Here is a 12,746-nt window from a genome sequence, read left to right as displayed (position 1 = left end):
CCCGGGTCGCCGGGGCGTGCCTGCCGTCCATGTGACCTCTCCTGCTCCACGTGCGGACGGAGGTGTCCGGTGGCGGGTGGGACGCTCGACCGGACTCCCTCCACGAACGAGGACAGCGCGGCGCGGCCGGACGTGACGCCGTGCCGGGCGGTGCCCGGTGTCACGGAACCGGTTCTCGTCCTGTCCTGCGCAAAGCGAGCGACACCCGGCCCGCCCGTGCGGGCGTCGGCCGCGTGCCGACGGAGAACAGGAGCCCTCGAATGATCAAGAGCCCGGATCCTCGCCTGCCGTCCGACGTCCTGTTCCTTCTGTGGGCGATGGGGCACGGGGACGAAGTGGCCGTCGTCGACCCGTCCTACTTCACCGATGCGGACGGCGACGAGCACGTCGCCGGCACGGTCGTGCGGATGGATGGGGTCGATGTCGCGCAGGCGATGCGCGCGGTCCTGTCGGGGCTGCAGCTCGACACCACCTTCGTGGCCCATCCGGTCCGGCAGATCCGCCGCGGGGGATCGCGACCGCGGCACCGGCTCCGCCGCGCCGTCCAGGTCGAGGTCGACGAGGCGCTGGGGTTCTCCTGCCCGATCACCGCCGTGGCGGAGCCCGAGTTCCGCGCGCAGGTGCAGAACTGCTACGCACTGATCGTCACCGGGGACGCGCGGCGGCGAGGGGCGTTCATCGTGCGGAAGGGGCTGGACGTGACACCGGACAGCGTCCTCCTCCCGCCCGGTGGGCGCGGCCGATGAGGACGCCGCCGTCGCCCGACGGGGGCGACGGCGGCGCTCGGGGCGGCACCGGCGATCAGGCGGTCAGCGTGGCCTCGATCTCCAGCGCGATCCTGATCCGGTCGCTGACGATGGCGCCGGCCGGGCCGCCGGTGACGCCGAAGTCCGTGCGGTCGATCTCGGTGGTGGCCGAGAAGCCGGCCACGGTGGACCCGTTCGGGCCGTCGGCGAAGCCGCCGACCTCCACCGCCAGCGTCACCGGCCGGGTGACACCGCGCAGCGTCAGCTCCCCGTCGACGAGCACGGTCTCCCCGTCCCGCGGCCGGATCGCGGTGGAGCGGAAGGCCATCGTCGGGTACGCCGCCACGTCCAGGAAGTCCCTGCTGCGCAGGTGCCCGTCGCGCTGGCTGTTCCGGGTGTTGACCGAGGCCGTCCGGATGGTGGCGACGACCGAGGACCGCCGCGGGTCCGCGGCCGTCGTGACGGTGCCCTCGAACGCGTCGAAGGTGCCCCGCACCTTGGCGACGCCCAGGTGGCGGGCGGTGAAGGACACCGAGGAGTGGACCGGGTCGATGGACCAGGTGCCGGTGCGGAAGGTGGTGGTGGTGGCCTCGACGGTCATCTCGTGCTCCTGGGGTGGTCGGTGCGGGACGGGTCAGGCGGATCGCCCGGTCGGGCCGGTGGCGGCACGGCGTGCTCCCGCGGTGCCGGCCGCGTCGTCGTGTCGGTCGTTTCGGTCGCTCCCGTCGGTGTCGGGTGCCGGTGGGCCGGGCCGCCGCCGACCGGTGGCGGGGGAGGATCGGCGGCGGTCCGGCCGGGCTGCGCTAGCGGTACTGCTCGGTCACCCCGGCGACGGTGTCGAGGATCGTGGCGCTCACCTGGTCCGGGCGGGAGACGGTGGGCGCGTGGGAGGCCCCGGCGATCTCGCGGGTCCCCCGGGAGCCGGCCCGCTCGGCCATGAAGCGCTGCAGCGTGGCCGGGATGTTGCGGTCGTCGGTGCCGAACACGAACCAGGACGGGATCGTCCGCCACGCCGGTGCGGTGGTGGGCAGCCCCTCGGTCAGCGCGGCCTGGGTGACGGGGCGCTGGGTGGCGGCCATGACGGCGGCCTCCGCGGCCGGGACGTCGGCGGCGAACTGCTGGTGGAACGCGTCCTTGGCGATGGCGAGCTCGACGCCGCCCGCCGCGAGCGGGTAGGCCACGAGGGCATCGCCGAGGGTGCTGCCCGGGAACTTGCCGGACAGCTCGAAGGCCGACTCGCCGTGCTCGGGCGCGAAGGCCCCGACGTAGGTGAGACCGACGACCGCGTCGTTGCCCGACGCCGCCTCGGTGATCACGATGCCGGCGTAGGAGTGGCCGACGAGCACCACCGGCCTGCCGATCGCGGCGACGACGTCGCGGACGTACGCCGCGTCACCGGAGACGGAGCGCAGCGGGTTGGCGACGGCGGTGACCTCGAACGACTCCTCGCGCAGCCGCGCGATGACCCGGTTCCAGCTCGCGGACTCGGCGAAGGCGCCGTGCACGAGCACGATCGCGGGCTTCTCTGTGGACATGGTCGTGTCTCCTCGGGTGCGTGCGGGTGGTGGATGGCCGTGCTCAATCGGCCGCGAGGGCCCGGCGGAGGATGTCGACCGCCTGCTCGACCGCGCCGGTGGTGGCGGCGGTCCGGCGGAGCGGGTTGAGCATCATGAAGTCGTGCAGCGTGGCGTTGTAGCGCACGCTGGTGGTCCGGACCCCGGCCTCGACGAGCCGGCGCGCGAAGGCCTCGCCCTCGTCGCGCAGGACGTCGTTCTCGTCGACGACCAGGAAGGTCTCGGGCAGTCCGGAGAGCTCGTCCAGGCTCGCCCGCAGCGGGGACACCGTGCTGGCGCCGCGCGCGTCGCGGTCGGGGAGGTAGGCGTCCCAGAACCAGGCCATGGCCTTGGCCGTGAGGTAGGGGCCCTCGGCGAACTCGCGGTAGCTGGCGGTGTCCTGCGCGGCGTCGGTGACCGGGTAGTACAGCGACTGGTGCACGAACCGGACCTCGCCGCGCCGCGCGGCCAGCAGCGCCACCGCGGCGCTCATGTTGCCGCCGACGGAGTCCCCGGCGACGGCGAGGCGGGAGGCGTCGAGGCCCTCGGCGAGACCGTCCCGGGTGATCCACCGAGCGGTCGCGTAGGCCTGCTCGATCGCGACGGGGTAGCGGGCCTCGGGCGAGCGGTCGTACTCGACGAACACGACGGCGGCGCCTGCGCCGACGGCGAGCTCGCGCACGAGCCGGTCGTGGGTGCCGGCGTTGCCGAGGATCCAGCCGCCGCCGTGGATGTAGAGGACGGCGGGGAGCACGCCGGTCGTGCCGGGCGGGGTGACGACGCGGACCCGCACGTCGCCGACGTCCGCCGGGACCGTGATCCACTTCTCGTCGACCTCGAGCTCGGGGACGGGCGCGGCCTGGATGTCGTCGAGGACCTTCCGGGCGCCTTCGACGCCGAGCTCGTAGAGCAGCGGCGGGGTGGAGGTCGCGTCGGCGATCTGCTGCGCGTCGCGCTCCAGGACGGGCTCGGCCATGATCGGTTCCCTCGTCTCCCGGTTCCGACGACCGGACATCGCGTCGGGCCCGGTCGTGGTTCCGCGGTTCGTCGTGCCGCTGTCCGAGGGAGGACCGCGCAGCCCCCGGGTGCGTGACACCGTCGGGGAACGTGGCTACCTCCGACGTGACCGCCGTGACTGCCCGCGGCATTTCGTGTCGTCCGTCCGGTGCGCGGTGCGATGATCTGTCCGGTCCGCAGGGCCGGGCCGGGTATCGGGCATCAGCGGGGGGTGGTGATGTCGGACGGTGGTCCTCGGCGCGGGTTGCTCGGCCGGCGCAGCGAGTGCGCGGCGCTGGACCGGCTGACCGCCGACGCCCGGGAGGGCCGCAGCCGCGTGCTGGTCCTGCGCGGCGAGGCGGGGGTGGGCAAGTCCGCGCTGGTGGAGTACCTGCTGGGGCGCGCGGCCGGGTGCCGGGTCGCGCGGGCGGTTGGCGTCGAGTCCGAGATGGAGATGGCCTTCGCCGGGCTGCACCAGCTGTGCGCGCCGCTGCTGGGGCACCTGGACAACCTCCCCGGGCCGCAGCGGGACGCGCTGTGCGTCGCGTTCGGGCTGAGCGCGGGGAACCCACCGGACCGCTTCCTGGTCGGGTTGGCGGTGCTCAGCCTGCTGGCCGACGCGGCGGAGGAGCAGCCGCTGGTCTGCGTGGTCGACGACGCCCAGTGGCTGGACCGGGTCTCGGCGCAGACGCTGGCCTTCGTCGGGCGCAGGCTGCTGGCGGAGCGGCTGGCACTGGTGATCGCCGTGCGCGGACCGATCCCGGACCTGTCGCCCGGACCGGACGAGGACCAGCTGGTCGGGTTGCCGGAGCTGGTGATCACCGGTCTGCGCGACGAGGACGCCCGCGCGCTGCTGGAGTCGGCGGTCCCCGGCCGGCTCGACGAGCGGGTGCGCGACCGGATCGTCGCCGAGACCCGCGGCAATCCGCTGGCCCTGCTGGAGCTGCCGCGGGGGCGGACCGCGGCCGAGCTGGCCGGCGGGTTCGTCCGGCCCGACGCGCGGCCGCTGGCCGGTCGGATCGAGCAGAGCTTCCTGCGCCGCATCGGGACCCTGCCGGCCTCGACGCGACGGCTGCTGCTCGTGGCGGCGGCCGAACCGGTCGGGGACGTCCCGCTGCTCAGGCGGGTGGCCGAGCGGCTCGGGATCGAGATCGGTGCGGTCGTGGCGGCCGAGGCGGTGGGGCTGATCGAGCTCGGTGCGCGCGTGCGGTTCCACCACCCCCTGGTGCGTTCGGCCGCCTACCGCGCCGCGCACCCGCAGGACCGCCAGGAGGTGCACCGCGCGCTGGCCGAGGCCACCGACCCCGGATCGGACCCGGATCGCCGGGCCTGGCACCGCGCCCACGCGGCGGTGGAACCGGACGAGGCGGTGGCCGCCGAGCTGGAGCGGTCGGCCGACCGGGCCCAGGCCCGCGGCGGCGTGGCCGCCGCGGCGGCGTTCCTGCGGCGGGCGACCGAGCTGACGCCGGATCCGGCCGGACGCGGAGCGCGGGCGGTGGCCGCGGCCCGCGCCGCCTTCGAGGCCGGCGCCCCCGATGCGGCGCTCGACCTGCTCGCCGCCGCGGAGATCGCCCCGCTGGACGAGCTCCGGCGGGGGTGGCTGGCCCGGATCCGCGCCCAGATCGTCTTCGCCCGCCGGCGCGGGGGTGACGCGCTGCCGCTGCTGCTCGACGCGGCCCACCAGCTGGAACGGCTCGACGGGGGTCAGGCGCGCGAGGCGTACCTGGAAGCGATCGGGGCAGCGGTCTTCGCCGGGCGCCTGAGCGGACGCAGCGGGGTGCGGGAGGTCGCCGAGGCCGCCCGCGCCGCCCCGCCGGGACCGCGACCCCCGCGGCTCGCGGACGCGCTCCTGGACGGCCTGGCGATCCGGTACACCGACGGTTACGTCGCGGGTGCGGCGCCGTTGGAGCGCGCTCTGCGGGGGTTTCGGCGCGACGCCGAGCGCAACCAGGACGACGTGATGCGCTGGCTCTGGTTGACCTGGCTGGTCGCCGGCGACCTGTGGGACGACCGGACCTGGCACGAGCTGGCCGCGCACGCGGTCCACCGGGCTCGGGAGGCCGGCGCGCTCAACTTCCTGCCCCTGGCCCTGAGCTACCGGGCTGCCGTGCACGTGCACGCGGGTGAGTTCGACATCGCCTCGACGCTGATCGAGGAGTCGGCGGCGATCACGAGGCTGACCGGCAACGCGCCGCTGGGGTACGCCCCGCTGCTGCTCGCCGCGTGGCGGGGCGACGCGGAGGCGGTGGCGCTGATCCAGGCCCAGGCCCGGGAGGCGAGCGGTTGGGGCGAGGGGCGGGCCGTCGGCCTGGGCGACTACCTGGTCGCGGTGCTGTGCAACGGGCTGGGCCGCTACGAGGACGCACTGGCCGGTGCGCAACGGGCCTGCGAGCACGAGGATCTGGGGGTCTTCGGGTTCGCCCTCGTCGAGCTCGTCGAGGCCGGTGCGCGGGCCGGGGCGCCCGAGGCCGCCGCGGCGGCCCTGCGGCTGCTCGAGGAACGCGCCGTCGCCAGCGGCACGGACTGGGCCCTCGGCGTGCTGGCCGTGTCCCGCGCGCTGCTCGCCGACGGCGAGGCGGCCGACGCGCTGTACCGCGAGGCCGTCGAGCGGCTCGAGCGCTGCCGCGTCGCCGTCCACCTCGCCCGCACCCACCTGGTGTACGGCGAGTGGCTGCGGCGGGAGGACCGGCGCGGCGACGCGCGCGAGCAGCTCCGCGTCGCCCACGAGATGCTGCGCGGCTTCGGCGCCGAGGCGTTCGCCGAGCGCGCCCGTCGGGAGCTTGTGGCCACCGGCGCGACGGTGAGCCGGGGTGCGGTCGCGGCGCGGGGGGTCCTCACCGCGCAGGAGGCGCAGATCGCCCGGCTGGCCGGCGATGGGAAGACCAACCCCGAGATCGGCGCCGAGCTGTTCATCAGCCCGCGCACGGTCGAGTGGCACCTGCACAAGATCTTCACCAAGCTCGCCGTCGATTCGCGCGGCAAGCTCCGCGGAGCGCTGACCGGCACCTGACGCGCCCTGGCGCGCCCGCGGCTACGGGTCGTCGCGCGACGCACCGGCGCCGGTGCGGGCCCGGACGAGCGCGATCACGGTGTCGGCGGTGCGGTCGAGGTGGGTGCGGCCGTCGGGCAGCCGGGCCAGGGGGCTGATGTAGCTGCGCGGCCCGACGTGGGTGGCCGGGTCGAGCCGGTGCACCGTGACCTTCCCGGCCCGATCGACCCGGTTCCACGCGCTGCCCCGAAGCAGCGGCCAGCGCTGCGGGAAGATCCAGGCGCCGACCCGCTCGATCCGGTCGCAGGCGCTGGTGAGCCGGTGGACGTGGGCGGCGTGGGTGAGGTCGTTGGCGCCGTTGTGGAACCCGCCGAGGTTGATCAGCACGAGCGGGGCGCCCAGCCGGGCGTGCAGCTCGTCGACCGCACCGGTGGCGACCTGGGTGCCGCCGCTGTAGCTGAGCAGCACCACCGGGATGCCGCTGCCGGGCCGGTAGCCCGCGAGCCGGAGCTGGGCGACGACCTGGGTGCCGACGGCGCGGTTGTAGAGGGGGCGGTACCGGCGGTCGGCGGCGACGAAGGTCTGCATGGCGTTGTGCAGGAACAGCAGCAGCCCGACGTGGCGGCGCAGCCACGCCCACACCCGCCGGTCGGCCAGCGGGTCGGCCAGCGGGGAGTAGGGCAGCACCTGCCCCAGCACCCGCAGCTCCGGCGCTCCGGCGACCAGCGCCCGGACCAGCCGGCCGCCGTCGCGGCTGTCGCGGAAGCGGCGCTTGCCGATGCCGTCGAGGTAGACGAGGTAGGCGTCCGGGGGTCGGTCGGGCGGAGCACCCAGGGCGTAGGGCACGCCCTCCGGGAGCTCGGTGCCCGGGGCCCGCCAGCCGGCGGCGTAGACGAGCACCTCGTAGCGGGCGAGCAGGGCCTCGGCGAGCAGGACCGGCCCCACCCCGCCGACCAGCAGCACGACCAGCAGCTCGGTCATGGGACCGGCTCCGCCGCCCGGTCGACCCCGATCCTGGCGACCAGACGCCGGACGGCCTCGACGGCGAGGCCGAGCCCGATCCCGGCGACGGCCACGCACCCGGCGGCCGCCGCCCAGCCCAGCCCGGTGGCGGCGGCGAGCGGGCCGGCGAGACCGGCCCCGACCCCCACCAGGAGCAGCAGGTGCAGCAGGGGCCCGAGCACCGGGAACGCGAGGACCGCCGCGAGCAGCAGCGGGGCGAGCAGGCCCGGTGTCCAGGTCGGCGCGGCGCCGGCGGGTGGCGCGGCGGGCGGCACCAGCTCGGCGAGGGTCCACGCGGTGAGCGGCCAGAGCGCGAACACGGTGCCCTCGACCAGTGCACCGGTCAGCAGCAGCCCGACCGTGGTCGACGGCGAGGCCCCGGACCGGCGCGCCACCAGGGGCAGGAGGCGCCCGACGGCCTCGGACAGCCCGGCGAGCAGCAGCAGGACGACGACGGTGGGAGACACCGCTCAGCCCAGCCGTGGCGGATCGGCGTGGACCGGTCGGCGGACGGCGCCGGCCGGGCGCAGGTAGCGCTCGAGCTCGTCGGCGGCGCGCCGGTAGCCGCCCGCCTCGCGCTGGGCGACCCGCAGGGCGGCCGCGGCGGCCCGGAAGCGGGTGTCGTCGAGCAGGCGCCGGGCCAGTGCGCGTACGGGGCCCACGCCCGCGTCCCGGGGACGGATCGACAGGCCGGCACCGAGCTCCACGACGCGGCGGGCCACCATCGGCTGGTCACCGCCCTGCGGCAGCACCACCATCGGGACCCCGGCGTACAGGGCCTCGTTGACGCCGTTCACCCCGCCGTGGGTGACGAACAGCGCGGCGCGGTCCAGCACCTCCGGTTGCGGGACCGAACGGAGGGCGAGCACGTGGGCCGGCAGCGGACCCAGCGCCGCGGGATCGGTGCGCCCGGTGGCGACGACCACGGTGGCGCCCAGCGGGGCGAGCGCGGCGGCGAGGTCGCGCAACTGCCGTGGGCCGGCGTCGAACACCGTGCCCAGCGAGGCGTACAGCACCGGGTCCCGCAGCCGGTCGACCGGGAACGACGGGTCGGGCGGACGGGATCCCAGGCTCGGGCCGACGAACGCGTAGGACCGGTCGAAGGTGTCGGCGGCGGGGTGGAACGCCCGCGAGGTGTAGACCAGGTTGAGCGGCTGGCGGATGTCGACCAGGTCGAGCGGCGCCAGCCCCCGGGCGTCGAAGCGGCGGTGCAGCGTCCAGCGCGACCGCAGGTAGCGCCGGACCGACCGGGGCCGGGCCGCCGCGGCGGCCAGCAGCGCCCACGAACCGCGGGTGGGGCTGGGGACGTGCCGGTTGAACGCGAACGTGGTGAACGACGACGCCGCCGGCACCGCGAGCTCGCGGGCGGCGACGGCGCCCCACGGGCAGGCCGAGCCGTGCACGACCAGGTCCGGCCGGACGCGCCGCAGGTCGCTCAGCACGGCGGGCAGCACGCGGACCGCGGTGCGGGTGAGCCCCTCCACCATCGCGACCGGGGTCGGCTCGTCGACGATCGGCGCGTCGCCCCCGGGGTAGAGGTGCACGGTCGCGCCGGTGGCCGCGATCTGCTCGGCGAACGCGGGCGAGGTGTGGTAGCTGACGCGGTGGCCGCGCCGGACGAGCTCGGCCACCACCGGCAACGTCGGGTTGACGTGCCCGTGCATGCCGATGTTGAGGAACGCGATGGTGCTCATCGCACTCGCTCGCTGCGCTCGGTCGGCGCTTCGCACGGGCGGCTGTGCCGATGGTTCGCTCGCAGGCTTGCTCACTGCCCGACCTCCCTGCGCTGGGCCGGCGCGTCGCACCGGCGCTGTGGCGGATCATCGGCCCGGTACAGGCCGGGCCCGCGGACGTGCAGCCGGTCGAGGAAGCGCCCCGCGGTGCGGGACGCGACGCCGATCAGCCGCTCGGAGTGGCCGAAGTCCCAGGGGGCGGGCCATGCCTCGATGCCCGTCGGCACCACGACGGTCGGGATGTGCGCGGCCACCTCGTGCAGGTCGCGCTCGACCTGCCGGTGCAGCATCAGCAGCGCGGCCCGGGCGGCGATCGCCCCGGCCCGCGGGCGCGGGACGGTCGGGAACGGCGGCCGGCTCTGCGGCCCGGTCGACAGCACCACCACGCTGGCCGCCCCGGCCTGCCGGGCCGCCCGCACCGGGACGTAGGCGATCACCCCGCCGTCGACGAGGGTCCGGCCCCCGCGGACCACCGGGGGCAGGACCCCGGGAACGGCCGCGCTGGCCAGCAGCGCCGACTCGAGGTCCCCGTGGTCGAGCAGCACCTCGGCGCCGGCGTCCAGGTCCATGGCCACCGCGGTGAACGGGACCGCCAGCTGCTCGATCCGCGACGGCAGGCCGGCCCGGGCGATCAGCCGGCGCAGCCCGCGATCGGCGCACAGGCTGGTCCGCGAGGGCCGGAAGTCGAGCGGGAAGACCTCGCGGCGGCGCGCCCGGGTCCACACGTGGTCCAGCCAGGGCGCGGCCGAGCCGGGATGGCCTGCCGCGATCGCCCCGTTGAGTGCGCCCACCGAGGTGCCGACGATCAGGTCCGGGGCGAACCCGTGCTGCTCCAGCGCGTAGCCCACCCCGACCTGCGCCGCCCCGAGCACGCCCCCGCCGCCCACCACCGCCGCGACCGGCCGGGGCAGACCGCGCAGCGCCCGCCTGCCGTACTCCCTCATCGGGCGACGCTCCTTCCGGATCCGTTCGACGGGGCCAGGACCTCGCGACCCGTGCAGGGGTGGTCGACCGCGGGCAGGGGGTGGACGTGGACGCGGGCGCCCCGCCCGACCGTCGCGGCGGCGACCGCGCCACCGACGGCGCACAGCCCGGCGCAGATCCACATGGCGGGTCCGAACCCGGGACCGAGCGGCGCGCCGGTGACCGACATGTCGATCCCGGCGACCACCGGCAGCACCGCCACCGCGAGCAGCCCGGCGATGCGGGAGACCGCGTTGTTGACGCCCGACGCCGCGCCGACGTGGCCGGCGGGGACCGAGGCGAGCACCGCGGAGGACAACGGGGCCGCGGTGAGCGCGATCCCGGCGCCGAGCACGGTCACACCGGGCAGCACCCCGGTGAGGTACTCCGATCCCGGTCGGACGGAGCCCAGCAGGCCCAGACCGACCGCGGCGAGCACGGGGCCCACCGTCATCGGCCACCGCGGCCCGATCCGCTGCGCGAGCGCGCCGACCCGCCCCGACAGGGTCACGAGCAGCGCGGTCATCGGCAGGGTCGCCGCACCGGCGGCCAGCGCCGGGTAGCCCAGCGTCTGCTGCAGGTGCAGCGCGAGCAGGAACAGCGCCCCGCCCAGCGCGGCGTAGACGGCCAGGGTCACCAGGTTGGCCCCGACGAACTGGGCGGACCCGAACAGCCCCGGCGGGACCAGCGGCGTGCTCCGCCGCCGCTCCACCACCGGGAACGCCACCACGCCGATCAGCCCGGCGGCCGCGGCGAGCACCGAGACCGGGTCCCAGCCGCGGGCCGGGACCTCGATCAGGGCGAAGATCGTGCCCGCGAGCCCGACGGTCACCGCGACCGACCCGGCGACGTCGAGGCGGCCGGGGCGGCGGTCCCGGCTCTCCGGCGCGTGCCGCAGGGTGAGCAGCGCGGCCGCGGCCGCGAGCGGGACGTTGAGGAGGAACACCCAGCGCCAGGACAGGACGTCGATCAGGTACCCGCCGACGAACGGCCCGGTGGCCGAGGCGATGCCGGCCAGGCCGGCCCAGGTGCCGATCGCGCGCCCGCGGTCCGCCGGCCGGATCGAGGAGTCGATCAGGGCGAGGCTCCCGGGCACCAGCAGCGCCCCGCCGACGCCCTGCACGAGCCGGGCGACGACCAGCGCCGCCCCGGACGGCGCGAGCCCGCAGGCCAGCGACGCGGCGGTGAAGACCACGAGGCCGGCGAGGAAGACCCGGCGCCGCCCGAGGCGGTCGCCCAGCGCCCCGCCCAGCAGCAGGAGCGCCCCGAGGGTCAGCAGGTAGCCGTCCACCACCCACTGCGCAAGGGTGAACCCACCGCCGAGATCGCGCCCGATCGCGGGCAGCGCGAGGGTGACCACCGATCCGTCGAGGAAGGCGACGCCCGAGCCCAGTGCGGCCGCGACGACCAACCAGCGGCCCGGGCCGGAGGCGTAGGCCAGTGCTCCGGTGTCGACGGTCGCTCCCGGGCGCCCGTCACGCGCGGTGCGCATCGCTTCGGACCGTCGGAAGGAGGTACTTCAGCACGTGGTGGGCGATCTCCGTCGCCCCCGAGACGACCGTGTGGTGCACCGCGCCGTCGACGTGCATGGAGAACGCGACGGCGTCGAGCAGCCGGGCCAGGCCGAACATGGCGTACTCGCCGGGCGGGTGGGAGCGGTACACCCCCATCTCGATCCCGAGCCGCAGCCGCTGCGCGGCCTCCACGAGCAGGGCGGGGTCGCCGTGGACGCTCCACGACGACGTCGTGTCGGTCACCGGGTGGTCGGGGACGAGCTGTTCCATGGTTCCTCCGCGGCGGTCGTCGTGGTGGTTCGTCGCGGTCATCGCGCCGCCTCCACAGGGGCGGGGGCCTCGACGGCCGCGAGGATCGTGGTCCCGGCCGTGCCGGCGAGCACCGCGGACGCGTCCCGCAGCGCCCCGACCGCCGCCGGGCGGCCGGTCGCGGTGACGAACCGGACGCAGGCCTCGACCTTGGGGGCCATCGAGCCGGCCGGGAACCGCATGGCCCCCAGCTCGCTGACCCGCACGACGGACAGCGGTCGTTCCCGTGGGGTGCCGAAGTCGCGCTTGACCGCGTCGACGTCGGTGAGCACGACCAGGCGGTCGGCGCCCAGCTCGACGGCCAGCAGCGCGGCGGTGAGGTCCTTGTCCACGACGGCCTGCGCGCCCTCGGTGCGCGCGCGCTCCCCGGCGACGACCGGTACCCCGCCACCGCCACCGCAGATCACCGTGGTGCCCGTCCCCACCAGCCGTTCGATCGTGGGCAGCTCGACGACCCCGCGCGGCGCAGGGGAGGCGACGACGCGGCGCCAGGCCGTGCCGTCCGGGGCGATGGTCCAGCCGTGCTCCCGGGCCAGCCGCCGGGCCTCCGGCTCGGGATAGCCCTGGCCGACGAACTTCGTGGGCGTCGAGAACGCCGGGTCGTCGGCGTCGATCACGGTCTGGGTGACGATCGCGACGACCGGCCGGGACACCCCGGCGTTCGCCAGCTCCTGGGCCAGCCAGTACCCGATCATCCCCTGGGTCTGGGCGCCGAGCGCGTCCAGCGGGAACGGGTGGGTGAGCGCGGGGTCGTTCTCGCTCTCGACGGCGAGCACCCCGATCTGCGGCCCGTTGCCGTGGCACAGCACCAGCGCGTGCGCGGCGGCGAGCGGGGCGAGCGCGCGGGCGGCGGTGCGGACGTGCGCGCGCTGCACCTGCGCGTCGGGGCGCTCGCCCCGGTTCAGCAGGGCGTTGCCGCCCAGTGCGACGACGATCAGCAC

General features: G+C 76.2%; 12 protein-coding genes. 2 read left to right on the top strand and 10 right to left on the bottom strand.

Translation table 11 applies throughout. The annotated features are described in order from the left end of the window. Positions 1-140 precede the first annotated feature (140 nt). Positions 141-746: an RbsD/FucU domain-containing protein gene (locus tag KDL28_RS33445; RefSeq protein ID WP_252445067.1), complete on the top strand. Its 606-nt coding sequence runs from the start codon at positions 141-143 to the stop codon at positions 744-746. A 55-nt stretch (positions 747-801) separates the two neighbouring features. Here the strand turns inward: KDL28_RS33445 and KDL28_RS33440 are convergent, their stop codons facing one another. From KDL28_RS33440 to KDL28_RS33430, 3 genes are all read right to left on the bottom strand, one after another. After that, a complete protein-coding gene (locus tag KDL28_RS33440; RefSeq protein ID WP_252445065.1) occupies positions 802-1,347 on the bottom strand; it encodes a YceI family protein in 546 nt (181 codons plus the stop codon). A 202-nt stretch (positions 1,348-1,549) separates the two neighbouring features. Beyond that, positions 1,550-2,281 carry an alpha/beta fold hydrolase gene (locus KDL28_RS33435; RefSeq protein ID WP_252445063.1) on the bottom strand — a complete coding sequence of 244 codons (732 nt, stop codon included), beginning with the start codon at positions 2,279-2,281 and terminating at the stop codon, positions 1,550-1,552. Between the two features lie 43 nt (positions 2,282-2,324). Next, a complete protein-coding gene (locus tag KDL28_RS33430) occupies positions 2,325-3,275 on the bottom strand; it encodes an alpha/beta hydrolase (protein ID WP_252445061.1) in 951 nt (316 codons plus the stop codon). A 258-nt stretch (positions 3,276-3,533) separates the two neighbouring features. On the opposite strand from KDL28_RS33430, the gene KDL28_RS33425 reads away from it, so the two are divergent. After that, the gene (locus tag KDL28_RS33425) at positions 3,534-6,305 is read left to right on the top strand and encodes a helix-turn-helix transcriptional regulator (RefSeq protein WP_252445131.1); all 2,772 of its coding nucleotides are present in this window, start codon (positions 3,534-3,536) and stop codon (positions 6,303-6,305) included. Positions 6,306-6,326: 21 nt separating this feature from the next. Here KDL28_RS33425 and KDL28_RS33420 read toward each other — a convergent pair whose 3' ends face one another. The 7 genes from KDL28_RS33420 to KDL28_RS33390 all read right to left on the bottom strand — a co-directional run bounded on the left by KDL28_RS33420 (position 6,327) and on the right by KDL28_RS33390 (position 12,746). Further along, a complete protein-coding gene (locus KDL28_RS33420) occupies positions 6,327-7,265 on the bottom strand; it encodes a hypothetical protein (RefSeq protein WP_252445059.1) in 939 nt (312 codons plus the stop codon). Next, the gene (locus KDL28_RS33415) at positions 7,262-7,753 is read right to left on the bottom strand and encodes a hypothetical protein (protein ID WP_252445057.1); all 492 of its coding nucleotides are present in this window, start codon (positions 7,751-7,753) and stop codon (positions 7,262-7,264) included. Before KDL28_RS33415 ends, KDL28_RS33420 begins: the two co-directional genes overlap by 4 nt. Before the next feature lie 3 nt (positions 7,754-7,756). Beyond that, on the bottom strand, positions 7,757-8,980 hold the full coding sequence (locus KDL28_RS33410; protein ID WP_252445055.1) for a macrolide family glycosyltransferase: 1,224 nt from the start codon (positions 8,978-8,980) through the stop codon (positions 7,757-7,759). Between the two features lie 71 nt (positions 8,981-9,051). Continuing rightward, the gene (locus tag KDL28_RS33405) at positions 9,052-9,963 is read right to left on the bottom strand and encodes a patatin-like phospholipase family protein (RefSeq protein WP_252445053.1); all 912 of its coding nucleotides are present in this window, start codon (positions 9,961-9,963) and stop codon (positions 9,052-9,054) included. Beyond that, the gene (locus tag KDL28_RS33400; RefSeq protein WP_252445051.1) at positions 9,960-11,474 is read right to left on the bottom strand and encodes an MFS transporter; all 1,515 of its coding nucleotides are present in this window, start codon (positions 11,472-11,474) and stop codon (positions 9,960-9,962) included. Before KDL28_RS33400 ends, KDL28_RS33405 begins: the two co-directional genes overlap by 4 nt. After that, positions 11,458-11,808 (bottom strand): hypothetical protein, encoded by a 351-nt coding sequence (locus KDL28_RS33395; RefSeq protein WP_252445049.1) that lies wholly within the window; start codon positions 11,806-11,808, stop codon positions 11,458-11,460. Before KDL28_RS33395 ends, KDL28_RS33400 begins: the two co-directional genes overlap by 17 nt. Next, positions 11,805-12,746 carry a carbamate kinase gene (locus KDL28_RS33390; RefSeq protein WP_252445047.1) on the bottom strand — a complete coding sequence of 314 codons (942 nt, stop codon included), beginning with the start codon at positions 12,744-12,746 and terminating at the stop codon, positions 11,805-11,807. The genes KDL28_RS33395 and KDL28_RS33390 overlap by 4 nt, the downstream gene beginning before the upstream one ends.

It is taken from the genome of Pseudonocardia humida, assembly GCF_023898865.1.
Classification (GTDB): Bacteria; Actinomycetota; Actinomycetes; order Mycobacteriales; family Pseudonocardiaceae; genus Pseudonocardia; species Pseudonocardia humida.
The sequence above is the reverse complement of the archived record's forward strand: the minus strand, read 5'-3'. Positions and strand labels throughout refer to the sequence as shown.